Annotated in this window: 18 protein-coding genes; 15 read left to right on the top strand and 3 right to left on the bottom strand. The window is 34.5% G+C overall.

The genetic code is table 11. The features are described 5' to 3' along the window. The first annotated feature begins 31 nt into the window (after nucleotides 1-31). The 3 genes from B5473_RS06495 to B5473_RS06485 all read left to right on the top strand — a co-directional run bounded on the left by B5473_RS06495 (nucleotide 32) and on the right by B5473_RS06485 (nucleotide 3,732). Entirely contained in the window at nucleotides 32-871 is an 840-nt protein-coding gene (locus B5473_RS06495; RefSeq protein WP_079524127.1) for an ATP-dependent DNA ligase, read from the top strand. 400 nt (nucleotides 872-1,271) lie between these two features. Next, the gene (locus B5473_RS06490) at nucleotides 1,272-2,360 is read left to right on the top strand and encodes an SAVED domain-containing protein (protein WP_176142038.1); all 1,089 of its coding nucleotides are present in this window, start codon (nucleotides 1,272-1,274) and stop codon (nucleotides 2,358-2,360) included. Then, nucleotides 2,347-3,732, top strand: coding sequence for a nucleotide-binding domain-containing protein (locus B5473_RS06485; RefSeq protein WP_079524151.1), 1,386 nt, complete (start codon nucleotides 2,347-2,349; stop codon nucleotides 3,730-3,732). The genes B5473_RS06490 and B5473_RS06485 overlap by 14 nt, the downstream gene beginning before the upstream one ends. Nucleotides 3,733-4,008: 276 nt before the next feature. On the opposite strand, the gene B5473_RS06480 is transcribed toward B5473_RS06485, so the two are convergent. Continuing rightward, nucleotides 4,009-4,971 carry a hypothetical protein gene (locus B5473_RS06480; protein ID WP_079524125.1) on the bottom strand — a complete coding sequence of 321 codons (963 nt, stop codon included), beginning with the start codon at nucleotides 4,969-4,971 and terminating at the stop codon, nucleotides 4,009-4,011. Nucleotides 4,972-5,235: 264 nt separating this feature from the next. Between B5473_RS06480 and B5473_RS06475 the strand changes: the two genes are divergently transcribed. The 8 genes from B5473_RS06475 to B5473_RS06440 all read left to right on the top strand — a co-directional run bounded on the left by B5473_RS06475 (nucleotide 5,236) and on the right by B5473_RS06440 (nucleotide 12,178). Then, nucleotides 5,236-6,315: an S-layer homology domain-containing protein gene (locus B5473_RS06475; RefSeq protein WP_176142037.1), complete on the top strand. Its 1,080-nt coding sequence runs from the start codon at nucleotides 5,236-5,238 to the stop codon at nucleotides 6,313-6,315. A gap of 272 nt (nucleotides 6,316-6,587) precedes the next feature. Beyond that, complete coding sequence (locus tag B5473_RS06470; protein ID WP_139377702.1) at nucleotides 6,588-7,409, top strand: N-6 DNA methylase; 822 nt, start codon at nucleotides 6,588-6,590, stop codon at nucleotides 7,407-7,409. Between the two features lie 1,277 nt (nucleotides 7,410-8,686). Next, nucleotides 8,687-9,325, top strand: coding sequence for a hypothetical protein (locus B5473_RS06460; protein ID WP_079524122.1), 639 nt, complete (start codon nucleotides 8,687-8,689; stop codon nucleotides 9,323-9,325). A gap of 505 nt (nucleotides 9,326-9,830) precedes the next feature. Further along, on the top strand, nucleotides 9,831-10,415 hold the full coding sequence (locus B5473_RS06455; RefSeq protein WP_139377701.1) for a hypothetical protein: 585 nt from the start codon (nucleotides 9,831-9,833) through the stop codon (nucleotides 10,413-10,415). A gap of 27 nt (nucleotides 10,416-10,442) precedes the next feature. Beyond that, nucleotides 10,443-10,799, top strand: coding sequence for a hypothetical protein (locus B5473_RS06450; RefSeq protein ID WP_065217322.1), 357 nt, complete (start codon nucleotides 10,443-10,445; stop codon nucleotides 10,797-10,799). 18 nt (nucleotides 10,800-10,817) lie between these two features. Continuing rightward, the gene (locus B5473_RS20625) at nucleotides 10,818-10,970 is read left to right on the top strand and encodes a hypothetical protein (RefSeq protein WP_156732656.1); all 153 of its coding nucleotides are present in this window, start codon (nucleotides 10,818-10,820) and stop codon (nucleotides 10,968-10,970) included. A 20-nt stretch (nucleotides 10,971-10,990) separates the two neighbouring features. Further along, a complete protein-coding gene (locus B5473_RS06445) occupies nucleotides 10,991-11,257 on the top strand; it encodes a helix-turn-helix domain-containing protein (RefSeq protein WP_065217321.1) in 267 nt (88 codons plus the stop codon). 99 nt (nucleotides 11,258-11,356) lie between these two features. Continuing rightward, nucleotides 11,357-12,178, top strand: coding sequence for a type II toxin-antitoxin system PemK/MazF family toxin (locus B5473_RS06440; RefSeq protein ID WP_079524120.1), 822 nt, complete (start codon nucleotides 11,357-11,359; stop codon nucleotides 12,176-12,178). A 320-nt stretch (nucleotides 12,179-12,498) separates the two neighbouring features. On the opposite strand, the gene B5473_RS06435 is transcribed toward B5473_RS06440, so the two are convergent. Next, complete coding sequence (locus B5473_RS06435) at nucleotides 12,499-13,053, bottom strand: hypothetical protein (protein ID WP_079524119.1); 555 nt, start codon at nucleotides 13,051-13,053, stop codon at nucleotides 12,499-12,501. Nucleotides 13,054-13,172: 119 nt separating this feature from the next. Next, entirely contained in the window at nucleotides 13,173-14,195 is a 1,023-nt protein-coding gene (locus B5473_RS06430) for a hypothetical protein (RefSeq protein WP_079524118.1), read from the bottom strand. 361 nt (nucleotides 14,196-14,556) lie between these two features. Between B5473_RS06430 and trxB the strand changes: the two genes are divergently transcribed. The 4 genes from trxB to B5473_RS06410 all read left to right on the top strand — a co-directional run bounded on the left by trxB (nucleotide 14,557) and on the right by B5473_RS06410 (nucleotide 17,599). Beyond that, entirely contained in the window at nucleotides 14,557-15,504 is a 948-nt protein-coding gene (gene trxB, locus B5473_RS06425; RefSeq protein ID WP_079524117.1) for a thioredoxin-disulfide reductase, read from the top strand. Beyond that, nucleotides 15,504-15,917, top strand: a complete 414-nt coding sequence (locus B5473_RS06420; protein WP_079524116.1) for a protein-tyrosine phosphatase family protein — start codon at nucleotides 15,504-15,506, stop codon at nucleotides 15,915-15,917. The genes trxB and B5473_RS06420 overlap by 1 nt, the downstream gene beginning before the upstream one ends. A 68-nt stretch (nucleotides 15,918-15,985) precedes the next feature. Next, a complete protein-coding gene (locus B5473_RS06415) occupies nucleotides 15,986-16,300 on the top strand; it encodes an ArsR/SmtB family transcription factor (RefSeq protein WP_079524115.1) in 315 nt (104 codons plus the stop codon). Between the two features lie 9 nt (nucleotides 16,301-16,309). After that, nucleotides 16,310-17,599, top strand: a complete 1,290-nt coding sequence (locus B5473_RS06410) for an arsenic transporter (RefSeq protein ID WP_176142043.1) — start codon at nucleotides 16,310-16,312, stop codon at nucleotides 17,597-17,599. Nucleotides 17,600-17,614 lie beyond the last annotated feature (15 nt).

Below are 17,614 nucleotides of genomic sequence, written 5' to 3'. Positions count from 1 at the left end.
TACTTAATGAAGATGATAGAGGTGATAATGTATGTTTGTTGAACCCATGCTCTTAGAAAAAGTGGATAAGCCCTTCAATGACAGCCGTTTTTGCGCGGAGCTAAAGATGGATGGTTGGAGAATGTTAATTAGCAAGTGGGACGGTAAAATTCGGTTATATTCAAGACACAAGAATGAATTTACTTCTGTATTTAAAGAATTTCAAAGTGTAGAGATTCCTGATAATACGATACTAGATTGTGAATTAATCGCAGTAGATGAAGAAGGGAAAAGCAATTTTGAACTGTTGCAGAATCAGTACCGCGCGAAACACCGCACAGCCCCGCTTCAATTAGTCGCTTTTGACATCCTATTCTACAAAGGGGAAGATTTACGGAAGAAGCCTTTAATGGAGCGAAAACAAATACTCGCAGATGTAATTGAGCCGTCAGATAAGTTAGTCCTTATTCAATATGTAGATGGTACGGATGCTGTTCAATATTTTGAGTTAATTAAACAGCATGGACTTGAGGGATTGATTTTAAAGGGTAAAGATTCCATTTACGATTCTCGGGGGAGACGCTCTAGTGCATGGTTAAAGGTCATTGCGTACAATTTTGAGTCTGTAGCTGTTCATGGCATAAGGAAGAAGAAATTCGGTGTTTATCTATCTTATCTGAATGGCGAATACGCAGGTATGATTGAGTTCATGACAAAAGAGGACCGAAAGAAATTATACAGCTTTGTTAGCAAACATAAGGTGAGGGAAGATGAAAATAAAATTACGTTGGATAATAAATTGATCATCGAAGTAAAATTCCGAAATAAATTTAAAAGTGGGTTATTGCGGCTGCCTTTATTATCTTCTTGGGAAACGGACAACAGTGATTGAGACGTTCAAATGATTTGCTGTTACATGAAATTGCCGGCGTTTAGTATATGTACTGAATTAGAATTATATTGTAGAGGTAAAAAAAATTACCTCTATTTTTTATTGGCGCGAAACGAGTCCTTCATTGCAAATTTTGCGGGATTAAAAGAAATACACTAGAAGTAATAATGTAAATTTGAAATAAAGTTTGATAATTATCTACTTGCATTGCTCCACAAACGCGCCCAGATTATTGAATAGGGAATAGGAGGGATTTCCTCCTGCTTTTTTCATGTTATGGTATGATAATCATGTATTACTTAACATTACTGATATTTTTATCAAGGAAATAGTAATCTTACATATGAATTGGTTAAGACAGTAGTTTGCAAGATTTAAGTATGAGAGAGGGTTAGAGATGTTGAAAAAAATATTAAACCTGTTTAAAGGTTGGCATGAAAAAAAGATTGTTTTATTGTTACTTGGAACAGGTTCAACTCTGGTCTTAGGTGGTATTGCTAAGGAATGGTGGTTGCCTATACTTATCCCTTTAATAAATAATCAGTTCAATCAAGACATACCTCTTCCAGATGATTCTATTGATTATGTAGTGTTTGCGATTGGTTTAGTATTAATTGGTCTTGGTATTTGGTTTTATTTTAAAACAAAAGAAAAAAGAAAACTACAAACCATGTTGCAGATTCGCCATTCTTCTATTGAAGCAGGGGATTATTCGAAAGTTGATGTTGATTTATCGAATTATAACATTGAACCCTTTTCGATAATTCAAACAGAAGAATTAAAAAACATTAATGAACAAAATTTACAACATGCTTTAAGGGAACAGGATAAGATTGTACAAAAAATACTTCAACATCTGGATGGACATACAGATATAGAAGTATCTTATTGGGGATTAGCTCATATTCCACTTCTCGTTTTACTCGGTTATCAAATTGCTGATAAGTCTAATAGTTCTTACTTTGAATGGAATCAGAATTTTTTAAAATGGGAAAAAGTGAAGGAAAAAAGTGAAGTATGTCCTCCTTTGATGCTTGAAGAAGACATTTCGAAACAAACGGTAGATGAAACAAAGGAAGTAATAGTGAGAATAGGGGTTACTTATCCTATACATGAAACGGACTTAAACGGATTGGATTTAGATAAATTTAATTCCTTTTATCTTCATTTAAAGCCACCTCACAGAAATGCAATTAAATGTATGGAACAACTTAATGAATATCAGAAGCAGTTTCGTCAGCTATTGGATAAAATCAATCAAACATATCCTCATTTAGAAAAAATTCATTTGTTCTATTCAGGTCAACCTTCTTTAGCTTATCGTTTGGGAAGTACCATTTCTCCAAGAATGGATAAAGAAATTTGGGTGTATAACCATTTAGGAATAGCTTCTCCAAAATACAATTGGGCTATAAACCTTCAAAAAGCAGGAAATCCAGTAAAAATAAAAATCACAGGGGCGAATCAAATTGGGAATGAAGAATCTTAACGGTAAGTTTAACACGTTTTACGGTAAGCATGTCGTGTTGCCGAAAAAAGAAAAGGATTCACTTTTCGAGAAAAAGAATCTAAACATTAACAGATTGAAGGAAGGTTTAAAAGAATACAATCAGGAAAAAGGAACAAGTTACAAATTATCTGAAGAAGCGATTGTTCAAGGTAGTATGGCGATGGCTACTGTTACCCAAAACGAAAGTAATGATTACGATATAGATGTGGCTATTGTGTTTGAAAAAGACCAACTTCCTCCTGGGACAACTGCAACAAAGAATATGATTGTTAATGCTTTAAAAAGAAAATGTAAGAATTTCAAGAAAGAACCTACTGCGAAGACAAATTGTGTTCGTATCGAGTATCAGGAAGGGTATCACATTGATTTTGCAATCTACCGAAGATATAAAAAGAATGAATCGGATGATACTTACACATATGAACATTGTGGCAGCGAGTGGAGAGAAAGAAATCCAAGAGCAATAACAAAGTGGTTTTTGGATGCAAATACAGAAAAAAATTATCAATTAAGAGAAGTTGTTCGATTGTTAAAAATGTTTTCTAAGTCAAGAGATGGTTGGGTGAATATGCCTGGTGGACTCATTCAAAGTGTTTTAGCAGACGAAAAATTTCAATCCTATGAAAGAATGGATGAATGTTTCTATTATACAATAAAGGCGATAAGAGATAGATTGCTATGGAATAAAGAAGTAGTTAATCCAACCGATCCTACGAAAAGTCTCAAACTGGTCAGTAAAGATGATACGAAGATGGATAACTTATACAATCGACTGAACGAAAAATTGTCAAAATTAGAAATACTTTTTGATGATACTTGTACAGATTTGCAAGCTATTGAAGCGTGGGAAGCATTCTTTAATCATTCGTATTGGACAACTCAAAAAGAAGAAATTTCAAAGGCTCTGGAATCTTACAGTTCTTTTAATGAAGCAGAAGAAGAATTTGTACGTTTTAGAGAAACAGAAGAATTTATTCAGAATCTACTTCCAGTAAACTATCAATCTCAATATGAATTAAATTTAGATTGCAAAGTAGTAAAAAACGAAAAAACGCTTGGTTGGCTACAAATCATGAGGTTAAAAAGAGAGGTTTTATTACCAAAGTGTCAGTTGTACTTTCAAGCTAAAACAAACGTTCCAGCACCTTATAATGTGTATTGGAAAGTGAGAAATAGAGGCATAATCGCCAAACGAGAGGATAGTATTCGTGGAGAAATTCAACAAACGGATAAATTAACACATTACGAAGAAACACAATTTAAAGGGAATCATTATGTGGAATGTTATATTGTTAAGAATGGCGTATGTGTTGCTAAAAAAAGAATAGATGTAGAAATTAAATTATCTTAATTTCTATATAAAAAAGAATTAAGAAGATTGGAAAAAGAGGTGAGCTTATAAACTCTTCTCTTTATTTTTTTTAGTATTGAATATAGTCACCGAAATTCGCCTATTGCTCTAACTTGTTGAAAAAATTAACTTTACCAACGTCTTCATAATAACGATTCCATTTAAACATTTTAAAAAGATAGTAGCATTTCAGTTAATCTATTCGTTTAAATACCGCAATAATTGATTAATAAGAGAACAAAAAAGACTACCGAAAATGGTTCGGTAGTCATTATATTAATGAATCATAAAATACGCATAATCGTTTGGAATATCCATACTTTTAAGATTAATCGTAGCAATATGATACAGAATGTCAGGTGTAAATTTGTTTTCAGATAAAATTGTTCCTTCTAGGTATGTGCCTTCATTGTCTTTTTTAGGCGTTGTTTCAAAGTTACCGAAAAACTCCGCACTTTCCGGATCTTCTAATGAAACGAAGTATTCTTGTCCCTCTTTAAAATCACCGTACAGCTTAAATGCAATCATATCCGTTGCAATCTCTGTAATATCCAGCTCTTTTGTAAATACAGAAGCGTTTAAATCTGAATCATTTAAGAAAATACTCATTGTTTCCGTCAGATTAGAAAGACCAGACTTAGTTACTTCAAGGTTAGTAGGGGTGGGTTCTGCATAGGAATAACGTTGTTCCATATACGAATTTACAATGTTATCTCTTACATCCTCTTGGTTCCCTTCAAATTCAATTGAGATGAAACGAAGTTCTTGCTTGCCTTGCAGGATATACACGCAAATATGGTAATCTTCATCTGCCAACGTTTTTGAAATTATACTACCTTGCATTCCGTTAATTTCGATAGGAGAAACCTCAACGCCCTCGCCATTACCATTTAAATCATCAGCGATCTTTTTTGAAGCATTTTTTAAGGTGGCTGCCTTGCTATATAATTCAAAGGAAACAATCATTTTTTCATCGGGGGAAGCAAAAATAAATGTATCATCATTTCTGTTCGTAGCTGTTATAAAGTGCTTAAAGTCCTCCGGGATTTGCATATACCCGTAAGAATCGTTCCCAACAAATTGATAATCGATTAAAATGTCCGGCTCTGAAACGTCTTGTGCCGATGCAGACACTTGATCAAGCGCAGCCTCATGCTTCTTAGAGTCGCTACAAGCCGTCAGGAACATGAAACCTATGATTAGTGAAGCTAAAAAAGGGCTATATTTGAATTTCATCATCGTAACTCGCTCTCATAGTTGTTTTGTGCTAAAACTATTATAGCAAATAAACACGTAACAAAAGGGGCGGCTACTATGCAAATAAGTGTAGAAGAAACTTTATCCAATGGCGGTAACGTTCGTTATTCGATATCGTCGAAACAGTTTTATCATTTTTCTACTTGTGTTATTCCTTAAACGCGCCCAATTTTTTATTCAAGTCGAAGTGGTACGAATTTAGAAAAAAAAAAAGAAACTATTTAAATGCAGTTGGAGGAAAGTAATATGAAAAACAGCAACAAACTTTTATTATCTACATTTGCGTTAGCAATTGCTACACCGGCTTTCGTTATCCCTTATGACAGTTCATCAAATCAGGTAGAGGCAGCTACTACATACGCAAAAACATTTAGTGACGTATCGAAAAAGAACGTTTACTACGATATCACTCATGAAATGGCTCAAAGTGGAATTATTAGTGGATATGAGGATGGTACATTTAAACCTAACGAAACAATCTCTCGTAAACATGCTGCTGCATTAATCAGTCGTGCAATTGAAATATTACCAAGAACAACTACTTTTAAAGCACCGAAAGATTTATCGACAAATAATGCTTATTACAATGATATTAAAAAGCTGATGGAAGCGGGGTTATTAGCTGTCGATTCAAAAGGCAATATTAATCCCAACAAAGCTTTAACACGTGGCGAAATGGCGAAGATTTTGGCTATTGCGTATGACTTAGAGACAACTGGTACGAATCCATTAAAAGATGTAACGAAAGCAAATGCAAAGTATGTAAGTGCATTGTATAACACTGGTGTAACTACTGGATATGAGGATAAAACTTTCAGAGAAAATGAAACCTTAACTCGTGCTCACTATGCCGTATTCATTTATCGAGCAAAGGATATTAAAAGAGTATCTGCTGAAGATATTAAAAATATGAACGATGAAGAATTAAAAAAATTAACCAATGAACAGATTGCAAAGATTGTACTTCCATTCGAAATTGAATTATATAAGGACATTCCGCTCCCACAAGGTCAAACAGATGCTAACTATTTAAAAGAAAAGTTACAAAAAGAATATAATGCTTATTTTGTGAAGTATGGAATGAATTTAAATATTAAAGAAAAGTTTTTTAAAGAATCTAGTTATTCTGCCTATGCCTCGTTTACAGATTACTATAATGTCCTTATGAATATATCTTCTGTAGAAGCCGTTGAACTTGTAAATCGGGCATATACAACAGGAACACTTATTACAAATGAAAATTCAGGTGTTGTAACAGATGTTAAATTCGTTATGTTCTTCGACTATGTAGATGGTAAATTACACTTTGGATTATTAAACAAATAAAGCTTTTTAAATAATGTCGGTGCAATCCTTTTATTCCAGGAATGCGCCCTTTAATGGAACAAAAACAGACAACATAAATAATCGACCAGGAGTAGCAAGTCAGTGAAATTATTCGCTGATTTGTTTTTTATTTTGCTATTATTTAGAGGTGTTGCCGGAGTTCACCTAGCATTTTTGCCAACATGTCTAGCCATTTATATAATTCGTTACAAGTGAGTCATACACTACAGCAAACACAAAAACAGTTGTATGAACGGAATCGAGGAATATAAATGACACAAATAAAAAGAGAAGTATTTAACCAACTAATCAGCGTAACAGACAGCGTTGACGCCCCAGCCAAACTATTAGAAATCTTATATGACAGACCGCGCCGAGAACAGCTAATGAAGGATGTATTAGAAGCGACGAATTATCAAGTTGACGATGATACATTCCGCATGTATTTTGAAGATAATCACGCAGATCGTAAGTATTTGAAGCAGGATTTTACACCGCATTCAGTATCAAAGTTAGTTGCACAGCTTGTAGGTAATCAAGAACAGCAAGACAATCAGACATACTACGAGGCATGCGCAGGTACGGGAGGAATGATAATTTCAGCGTGGCACAACAATGTAATGAAGCATGAGTTATTTACTTATAGACCTTCTATGTACTTATACCATGTTGAAGAATTATCAAGTCGAGCAATCCCATTTTTACTTTTCAACTTAGCAATGCGTGGCATGAATGCCATCGTCGTACATTGCGATGTACTTTCACGACAGGCATATGGGGCGTTCTTCATTCAAAACGATACGGACGACCCGATGCAGTTTAGTTCGATTAACCGCTTACCATATAACGATGTAGTAGCAAACTCTTTTGGCTATCCAGTCGAGTTTGTAGCAGAGTATTATGAGCCTTTAATTGAGTCACCTGAGCACATTCCACACTTAGCCGAGGAAATGGACCGATTACAAGGAAAAACGTCAAATACGGGCATTTCTGAGCCGACAGTGGAACAAGTTGCTGAAGATTTAATGTTTGAGAGCGATTTATTGAGCAATCCATTTGAACAGCCGACGTACATTCAACAAAGTTTGTTCTAAATTTGCACGATTCTTTAGATCGATTTATCTTTTGTTTAGATTCAAGCAACACTAACATCTAACGGCTGGATAAGAGCCAACTATTATGACAATGACGGCTTCAGTGAAGGAGAAACGTTCTTAGGTAGATATTAATTGAAGTAATCGAGCTGCGCATTTGCGTGGCTTTTTTATATTCCGCTGCCTTTCTTGCAGTTAAACCGGCCATACTATATGTTGATAGTAGAAATAAACATTAATGTTATTAAAAGGGGAATATAGGATGACTGTATATAACAACACTGATACTTTAGAACACCATGAGGGATTAATTTGGGTTAGTAAATCGTTTCAAACAGAAAATCGAGGAAATATCTATGCTGATTGAAAGATAAATTTCAGGTACTAGCATATGTTTCACCAGTTCAACTCGAAAACAAAGACCTACATACATTGGTGCAAGAAGTGATTACAGCGAATGGAACGCCATACATGTTAGAGGAAACCACTATCATGTGTATGATTTGCAACAAGTCATTCCATGAAGCTGACGTAAATATCATTGATTATAAAGATGATGTTTGTATTCACTGTGAGCCAACATACAGCAAGCAATAGCAAGGCAAAATAAAAGACACACATTTACTCAGGTATTAAGAGTAAGCGTGTGTCTTTTAACTTGCCGCGTGGTGATAAGGAAATGTTTGCTGAATAGTAATCCTAATATTTGGGCGAGTATTTTAATATAGCATGCTGAATAATAAAAAAGGCTGTTTGGCTAAATAGATAAGCCAACAGCCTTTATTTATTTTTAGCTTTATTTTTCTTTTTAGGTTTAGTCGGTAATCCCATACGACGATTATGGTCAATAATCGCAATCGCTAATTTGTCTGCTTCTTCTCGTTTCATATAATCACCACCTTACTAGAATCATTGACGGAATACCCAATTTTTATACAACATTAAAATTTTTTTCTCTTTACAGAAACACTATGAAATAAGTTAAGGACAGTAGGACAGTTTCTATAAGATATCGCTTCAAGCTGTTTGAAGCGGGGGGCTTATGCCAGTAGTGCTAATTCACACAATTTGCCGTCATAGCATTAGAACACCGGGACACTTTCCAAGCAAAAAATCCGCGCCAAACTCGAAAAATACCGTAATAAATCCCTACTACTCGTACATACCTTAGTAGCAAATGAGCGAAAACCCTCTACCCCACCGAAAAAACCACAAATTTATCCTTGGGACACTAGGACTGTTTCTAAAAGAAAAATATGAATTTAGGAGGCATTATATTGAGTACAACAGTAGGGCACAGGAAGAAAAGAAGTGATGCTAAACGTGATGTAAAGCCAACTATTAAACTACCTTTAAGAGAAAGTGTTTGTCGGATGGCTGACATAACAGACAATCCCATTAAGGATGTTGGCGCAAACATGATTGAACACGCTGTCAAGAATAAGAAAATAATCGATAGCTTATCCATTCATTTCCGTCGAGATATTTTAATTGAAAATACGATTAAGCGCGGCAGCACCGACAATCCACGAATAGCGAAACGTGAGGACGGCATTCATGAACGGATCACTATTCGATTAAGGCAACATACTTATGAAATGGTATCAGCTCTTGCATTTGCATTAGACGTTTCCGTATCAAGAGCCTGTGCAATCCTCATTGAAAAGAGCATGCATGATTTTGATTTTGTAAATAATTACGTCAAAAAGCATTTAAAATCACACCTAACACCTAATGAAATGCGAAGTTTAGAAAGCTTGCTACACTATGTAAATCAAGGCATTGAATATGGGGAAAAGGTTACGCTTGCAGGGGTTGTATCGTACATAGTAGAAGAAACCAAAGCCCCAATAAGCAAAGCAAAAGAAGCTATCAGCAACTTTGTTATTAATCGCTGGAATGATAACTTCAAATGATGTGATATAGGGCCATTTCGAAAGCGTATGACGTTTTTTGCACTCCACTAACTTGTTACCTATACTTCAGCTAGAAATGAAAGTTATAGGAGGAACAAACATGTAATATGTAGTCCTCAATCAAAAGCGAGTTGGTATTGTACAAAATGAAACAGACTCACATTATATTATTCTAGTAAAAGATTCTAGCACTCCGTTAGAAGTTTCAAAGACTGATTGTGAGGAAGTAACGCTAACCAAATTTCAGCACTCGGCAATTAAAAAGAAGGGGGCATAAAGCATAAACACTGTAATTGAAGTCGAAACGGACGGGCGAGCAGTATTGCTGGCATTAGTAGTGCGTGGACACGGAGGTGCGTTAATTGAAAAAGATTTACGATCTATTAATGGAACAGTCGTATAAATCTATGCTAATAGAAATGGGCGCAACTGATAAGGTAATGTATCGCTTTATGCGAACCTTCAGACTCTAGCAACACTATTTATATTTTCGGCAACATATTTTATGGTTAAATCAATTTGGTTACTGGTAATAGCGGTAGGGTTGAGTGGTGTGATTTATTACAATGGTTTCAAACAAATGAAAAATAAATATATTCTATTCTCATTTGAACAGGAATTGCAATTTAGTAAATTTGCACGCCTTATTGGTCCATACTTAAAGAAAAATGGAGGCAATGCTCCGTTATATGCAATATTTAATAAAGTAATGCCTCGGTTAAAAGAGCCAATGCAGAAAGAATTATATCATTTAATGTCAGAAATGGTTGCCAATCCTACGGACATAGCACCGTTCATTGCTTTTGCTAAACGAATGGGCGATAGTGATTTTGCTATTTCTTTCATGACGTCGTTATACGATTATCAACACTCAACGAATGATATTTCAGTAATTGATGAGCTTGTACAGATTGCGAATGATGCATTAATGAAAAATATAGATGTAGTTATACAATACAAATTGCGTAAATTTAGGCATATCCCGACTCTATTTACTGCATCTATTCTTGTTGTCTTACTTGGGTTCTTTGTTGGTATGTTTATCGATATAGGTTCACAAATAGGAAATTTTTCTTCATTAGATAAATAAATAGATAAATAAAGAGGAGGGTTCTTAATGGAGTTACATCAGGCCATGTTAATGAAAATAAAAATTACAGTTCTAATGGTGATAATCATTGTAACTTTTTCAGTGGCATTAATCCAGATGGGTGAAAAAAACGACTTTCAACAGTATGCCAATTTGCAGATTGAACGCCATGGTGGACTTACCGCTGAAGCGATTACTCTTATCAATGAATACTCTTCTACTAATTACAATGGTAGATTTGTATTAACAACTGCGCCGACAGACAAAGTACAAATCTTTGAAAATGTCGTTTACACGTACACGATGAATATACAACCGTTATTTTTCGATTGGGATATTATTTCATTGAATTTTCAAGGGCAAGCTACCTCGCTTGTTCGGTAGAAAGGAGATAGATATCGTATGGCATCTGTAGAAAATGAGTCAATTGATTTAACCTATTTAATTATTGCTACTGTCATCTTAGCACTTATTATTGGTGTAATAATTAGTGAAAAAGATACGATACTCGGTCTTTTTGATAATAAAATAACAATGCGATTAATTCGCTATTAAAGAAAAGGTGGTGATTCATTATGCTACCTACGACTGAAGAAAGCGTATCTACTCTTGGAGATTGGTTAAAACTCAATCGAAAAATGAATAACGTATCACAAAAAGAGTTATCAAAAGCTAGCAAACTATCACAAAGTCTTATTTCACAAATTGAACAAGGTGTAGTTCATGATATATCTATAGTAACGTTATTTCGATTATTAAATTATTTTAGAGCAGATATAAACGATGTAGCTGCTTTTATTAATTCTTCAACAATTGAATATGAAGAATTAAATAATGTTTGATGTTTTTTGTCCTTTTATGTTAATTATTGTATAATTAGATGTAGGCCATTCTACATATTAATTGTAGAATGGCAATTTTTTTTAAGAAGGTGACAATCCATGCTAAATCGTTCTTTATTTAAAACATTATTGGAATATGATAGTACGAATGTACGTAATTGCCACGGCAAAAATGTAACTGACTATCCTGAAATTCAGTCGGAGTTGTATTATAGACAATTTATTCTTACTCAGCAATTTGCAAGTTGGAATGCCGAAAAGGGTATAAATTGGCTGATAGGATTCTCTAACTATATTAATCAAAATAGTGGTAAAAAAGCTAACCTTAGTTTGATTCATAGAACCTATCAGTTTGGAGAGATTATAAAAGTCGATTTTTTTGGGGGTTTTACAAATGAACTGACTTATGATCATCCAGCGGTGGTTTTAAAAGATACTAACACGGGGTTATTTATAGCTCCTATTACATCTAATCCGACTGTATACGCGAATGCTGGTACAGTAAAAACACACTATAAGTTACCTAAGAATGCCTTACCTTTAGGTTATATGGTTAAAAATTCAACTATTAAGTTAGAACAAACAAGGTATATTTCTAAAGCTCGTGTATTAAGTTTATACACTAGGAAAAAAACAAACCGTACTGGTGAGAGAATTGTAAACCAAAAAATAACGGACAACCATGCTCAAAAAGAAATGAAAGAATCACTCATTTATATCTTTGGTGCCTCAGTTATACAGGAAATGAAGAAAGATAAAGAAAAATTACAAATGGAATATGATACTTTACAAGTAGAATATGGTACTTTACTTTCAGAAAAAGAAGAATTAGAGGCTATTAACGTTAACTTACATTCTTTATATGAGGAAATACAAAATGAGAATGCTGCATTAAAAAAACAGCTTGAAGAAGTAAAATAAGTTAGTAATATTTTGAAACATATCTCCATGTAATTATTAAACCATTTTATTATGTAATTATTAAAACATTTTACTATGTAATAATTGAAATATGTAAATATGTGTGTTATTGTTTACTTGTAAACATTATTTAGGGGACTGGATCTCCATTACCATTAAGGTAAAAATTAGATTTATTTGCGATTTTAGTGTAAAAAACACACCTCTTTATCAATAAATACTTACTCTAATAATTTGTAATTGCATAGCTCAATAGAAGATAAAGAGTAGAAAGTAAAAGGAAAAACCTCATTTTTAATTAAATGAGGTTTTTCCTTTTATTATTTCTTTAGCTGTTCCTTTTCATCTTTCGATAAATATTTATTTATTGTTTGCGCAGATGGTAAATCAAAATCTTGTTGTTTACGGAAGTTTTCCCATTTACGTGGGGATAATGAAATCGGCATATACTTCTTTACAATACTGATTATATCTTCTTTAGAATACAAAGGTGGTCGATGATCCGGAGCTGTAGATAAACCAAGTTGTTCCTTTAAACGATTCCAAGTACCAAAGTATGTAATTAATGAAGCAGACGTTGGTAAGATTTCTTCACTCTCTCCTATATATGCATCCCACTGACTCCTAGTATGTGCTAAATAACTTGAATGAGGTTTCAAAATACCTAATAATTCAGTTTCATTATACTGTCGTATATCCGTATACGTAACTGGAGTAACTAACCCCATATTGCTTTTTACATTTTGCCAAGTTCCAAAATGTCGAATTAGCGTATGCGCAGAAGGAAGATCGTATTGTGGATTTTCTTTGCGGTACGTGTTCCAATGTGCGACTGTTGTTAAATGTTCTTTATGAGGTTCTAGTTTCTGAATCAAAAAACCCCTCCTTTACTGCTTACGACGGTATTAGAAGAATGGTTGTAGCACGATATACTATGCTTCCATTACAAACATCCTTAAAAACCACTATATCACCATCCACCTAATGATAAAAGCTATTCTTGTTTTGTAACTTCAAGTTGTACCTGGCGTATTACTTCTTGCATCTTCCATTGGCCAATATGATTAAGTGCTGCCTCGAATTGAGGTCCTTTAAACGTGTGATAATCAGTAAATTCATCTAGAGATGCAATACCTGTAACCTGCTGGCGGTTTGTATAGGAATGAGTCTTTAAATCAATCAGAATTTCATACGATTTGTTTTGTACCATCCATTCTGGCAAAAACAGCTGGTAAATTACTTCATTTTCACCTAAGCCATAATTTAGTTTCGTTAATATAGCCCATAAACGACGCTCTTTGTGAAATGCTACGACAAAATGTTCAGGAAGATGTGGTACAAAACTAGCATTACGGAAACGCTTTTCTACTTGTTCCAGCGTAAGTGCTTTAGATTGGTTACGCATAAATAAAATCATACCGTTTGGTTTATAAGTGTACTTGTCGTGTTTATTAAATTCAGTTTGTTCTGCTTTAGTTAATGTTTGATATTCATTATAGCGATGAGTGTCGATGTCTGCAGCTGACACTATTGGTAATGTAGGGTAAGTGTCTCCACTATAATTTAATGTACTTAGCATTTTACGCAATTGCATTTCAGATTCGCTATACTCTGGTACCGGTTTTTTCTTTAAGCCACTTACAGTTAATAAATAATTTATAATTAACCCAACAATGATCACTGGAGCAAAAATGATGATTTGAATAGGTTGAGGAAGCATTAAGAAAATTGTTTGTACTAATGGAACAAAGAATATAACAATGCAAAGTATATATAGGACAACAGCTAATAATAGATAACTGACAAAGAACGTCATAACAGCAGTCGGTTGAACTAAACCAATCGCGTGTGCAAAATCTGTTATGCCAGTGAAATCCATAATTGGTTTAAACCAATCTTCCCATACAACTAACAAGGCAAAAATTAAAACAAATGCTAAGATTCCCAACCCTTTAGATTTACGATGCGTTAAATATTGTTGTGCACCTGTTAAAAGAGAACCTAAATAATTCATCATATTTAATCACCACTTTCTCATAATAAGTTAATATATACCATTTATATAATGTTATCATAACATTAAAATATTATCAATTAATTTTAGCATATCCTAATGTAATATAAGAACATGAACTGTCTTAAATCTATTGTTCCCTTTATCATGGCGGAAACAAAAGTCTCAATATACAGTATGATTAGATAAAATTTAATCCTTTAAACAAGAGCTATCTCCCTTATAATTTTATTAAGATTTTGTAAATCAAATTATAATGGTTGCAAAAACGGTTAGTTAAACATAATATAAGTATATCGTTATGTAGCGATGTTTTATTTTCAAAAATATATAAGTATTCACTTATGTTTGGAGGTTATTTGTTTTGAGAAGGAAAGTAGTCATTTTAGGTACAGGACCAGCTGGAGCTACAGCTGCTATTTACTTAGCTCGTGCTAATATGGAGCCATTAATAATTGAAGGTATTCAACCTGGTGGGCAATTAACTCTCACTACAGAAATTGAAAACTTCCCTGGTTTCATTGAAGGAATTGATGGTGCAGAGTTAACAAATAATATGAAACAACAAGCACAGCGATTTGGTGCAGAATTTATGAACGGATGGGTCACTTCAGTTGATTTATCAAAAAAGCCATTTGTTTTACAAGTAGAGGGCTTTGGTGAAGTTGTCACGGATAGTTTAATCCTATCAACAGGCGCATCAGCGAAATTTTTAGGTATTCCTGGTGAAAAGGACAATGTAAGTCGTGGTGTTAGTACGTGTGCAACGTGTGATGGTTTCTTCTTTAGAGGGAAACGTGTCATCATCGTTGGTGGAGGCGATTCAGCGATGGAAGAAGCGATGTTTTTAAGCAAATTTGCAAGTGAAGTCATCGTTGTTAATCGTCGTAATGAATTACGTGCATCTAAAATTATGCAACAACGTGCAAAAGATAATGAAAAAATTTCATGGGCATTAAATAAAACGCCTCTAGAAGTTTTAGATAATGGCATGCATGTTACCGGTTTAAAAGTGCAAAATAATGAAACAGGTGAAGTTGAAATAGTTGAAACAGATGGGATTTTCCTAGCCATTGGTCATACACCGAATACAGGATTTTTAGAAGGTCAAATTGATACAGATGAACAAGGATATATTCAAGTGACACCTGGTTCAATGGCAACGAATGTTGAGGGTGTTTTTGCATGTGGTGATGTGCAGGATAACAAATACCGTCAAGCTATTACAGCAGCGGGTACAGGATGTATGGCAGCCTTAGATACAGAACGTTATTTAGAAGAATTAACTTTCAAAGAAAAGGAACGAGTATAATGGAAAAAAATTATCATGCATTAGTAGATGGACGTATTTATATTGGTGGTGCAGAGGATGTACCAAGTGTATTAGAAAATGAGAAAATTGATTTGGTGATTGATTTACGTGGTGAAGAAAACGTGTTACATGAAAAGGCAATTCATTTGCCAATTGTTGAAGGAATTGAAGGTCAACATGAATCTGTTTATCGTGCAATCGATCAAGTAGTGAGTGCGTATCATGAAGGACAAAATATTTATTTCCACTGTAAGAGTGGGAGCAATCGTACAGGTGCCGTTGCAACTGCTACATTACTTGAATTAGGAAAAGCAGCAAATTTAAAGGAAGCTGTGAAGATGACGAAAACAATTCGTGAAAAAATCAATGTACGTGATGAATTAATGAGTGTACTTGAAGAAAAGTATCAATAGGAACTTGAATCTGTTTTTGTTCCACTATAATATAAGTATATTGTTATATAGTGATAGGGGGAATAGAAATGGAGATTGAATTAATCGAAAAACAGTTGAAAGCTGTGGCGGATGCCAATCGTTTACGCATTTTAGCCTGTCTGAAAAAAGGGGAAGTTTGCGTATGTGATTTTACGGACGTGCTTAATATTTCTCAGCCGGCTGTGAGTCAGCATTTACGTAAATTAAAAGAAGCAGGCATCATTACAGAACGCAAAGTGGGTACATGGAAGCATTACCGAATTCAAGAAAATCAAACTTCGTTAATGCAGAGTGTACTTGCTTCAATTAATGAAGAGTGGACATGTGGTTGTAAAATTGACTGTGAATGTGTGGAGGGTTAAAAATTGAATATGTTTGTCATTGCGGCACTCATTTTTATCGTAACACTGATTTTTGTAATCTGGCAGCCAAAGGGACTGAATATTGGCTGGTCGGCAATGGCTGGAGCTGTCGTCGCATTACTTGTTGGTGTTGTTGATTTTAACGATGTCGGAGCAGTAATTGATATTACGTGGAATGCCACATTATCGTTTATTGCGATTATTTTAATTTCACTAGTATTAGATGAAATTGGTTTGTTCGAGTGGGCTGCACTACATATGGCACGTGCTGCAAAAGGCAACGGTGTTAAAATGTTTGTGTATGTCAGCTTACTTGGAGCTGTCGTTGCTGCATTATTTGCGAACGACGGAGCTGCACTGATTTTAACGCCGATCGTGTTAGCGATGGTGCGTAATTTACAGTTTAGCGAAAAAATGATTTTCCCGTTTATTATGGCAAGTGGCTTTATTGCGGACACGACGAGTTTACCGTTTGTCGTGAGTAACTTAGTAAACATCGTATCAGCAGATTTCTTTGACATTGGATTTGTGGAATATGCTTCGCGCATGGTTATTCCGAACTTGTTCTCACTTGTGGCAACGATTGTTGTACTACTAATTTACTTTAACAAGTCAATTCCACGTGAATACAATGAAGCAATGTTAAAGGAACCACGCCTTGCGATTAAAGATATGAAAATGTTCAAGTTATCCTGGTTTGTACTAGCAATTTTAGTTGTTGGCTATTTCTCAAGTGAATTTATTGGTGTACCGGTTTCTCTTATTGCTGGTATTGTCGCGATTTTCTTTTTATTCATGGCAAGACAAAGTGCAGTCGTTGATACAAAAGCCGTCGTGAAAGGCGCACCATGGAATATCGTATTCTTCTCAATTGGGATGTACGTTGTTGTTTACGGACTTGGAAATGCAGGTTTAACGCCAGCATTAGCGAGCGTGATTGAATGGACAGCCGAGCAAGGATTATTTGCTGCAACCGTAGGTATGGGTTTTATTGCGGCTTTCCTATCATCAATTATGAACAATATGCCAACGGTGATGGTCAATGCGTTAGCAATTGCTGAAACGACGACAGATGGTACGTTACGTGAAGCATTAATTTATGCAAACATCATCGGGTCAGACTTAGGACCAAAAATTACACCAATCGGATCTCTTGCAACATTGGTGTGGTTATATGTACTATCTCAAAAAGGTGTAAAGATTTCTTGGGGTACGTACTTTAAAACAGGGATTATATTAACAGTACCCATCTTAATCTTTACGTTAATCGGACTTTACATTTCATTACTAATTTTTTAATTAAAGGAGTTTATT

The organism is Solibacillus isronensis, assembly GCF_900168685.1.
GTDB classification, from domain to species: domain Bacteria; phylum Bacillota; class Bacilli; order Bacillales_A; family Planococcaceae; genus Solibacillus; species Solibacillus isronensis_A.
The sequence above is the reverse complement of the archived record's forward strand: the minus strand, read 5'-3'. Positions and strand labels throughout refer to the sequence as shown.

What these genes read in the sequence shown, in the direction of transcription:
- B5473_RS06495 (WP_079524127.1), top strand. Translation starts at nt 32, where the DNA reads ATGTTTGTTGAACCCATGCTCTTAGAAAAAGTGGATAAGCCCTTCAAT.
- B5473_RS06485 (WP_079524151.1), top strand. Translation starts at nt 2,347, where the DNA reads ATGAAGAATCTTAACGGTAAGTTTAACACGTTTTACGGTAAGCATGTC.
- B5473_RS06480 (WP_079524125.1), bottom strand. Translation starts at nt 4,971, where the DNA reads ATGATGAAATTCAAATATAGCCCTTTTTTAGCTTCACTAATCATAGGT.
- B5473_RS06475 (WP_176142037.1), top strand. Translation starts at nt 5,236, where the DNA reads ATGAAAAACAGCAACAAACTTTTATTATCTACATTTGCGTTAGCAATT.
- B5473_RS06470 (WP_139377702.1), top strand. Translation starts at nt 6,588, where the DNA reads ATGACACAAATAAAAAGAGAAGTATTTAACCAACTAATCAGCGTAACA.
- B5473_RS06455 (WP_139377701.1), top strand. Translation starts at nt 9,831, where the DNA reads ATGGTTAAATCAATTTGGTTACTGGTAATAGCGGTAGGGTTGAGTGGT.
- B5473_RS06450 (WP_065217322.1), top strand. Translation starts at nt 10,443, where the DNA reads ATGGAGTTACATCAGGCCATGTTAATGAAAATAAAAATTACAGTTCTA.
- B5473_RS20625 (WP_156732656.1), top strand. Translation starts at nt 10,818, where the DNA reads ATGGCATCTGTAGAAAATGAGTCAATTGATTTAACCTATTTAATTATT.
- B5473_RS06445 (WP_065217321.1), top strand. Translation starts at nt 10,991, where the DNA reads ATGCTACCTACGACTGAAGAAAGCGTATCTACTCTTGGAGATTGGTTA.
- B5473_RS06440 (WP_079524120.1), top strand. Translation starts at nt 11,357, where the DNA reads ATGCTAAATCGTTCTTTATTTAAAACATTATTGGAATATGATAGTACG.
- B5473_RS06430 (WP_079524118.1), bottom strand. Translation starts at nt 14,195, where the DNA reads ATGATGAATTATTTAGGTTCTCTTTTAACAGGTGCACAACAATATTTA.
- B5473_RS06420 (WP_079524116.1), top strand. Translation starts at nt 15,504, where the DNA reads ATGGAAAAAAATTATCATGCATTAGTAGATGGACGTATTTATATTGGT.
- B5473_RS06415 (WP_079524115.1), top strand. Translation starts at nt 15,986, where the DNA reads ATGGAGATTGAATTAATCGAAAAACAGTTGAAAGCTGTGGCGGATGCC.
- B5473_RS06410 (WP_176142043.1), top strand. Translation starts at nt 16,310, where the DNA reads ATGTTTGTCATTGCGGCACTCATTTTTATCGTAACACTGATTTTTGTA.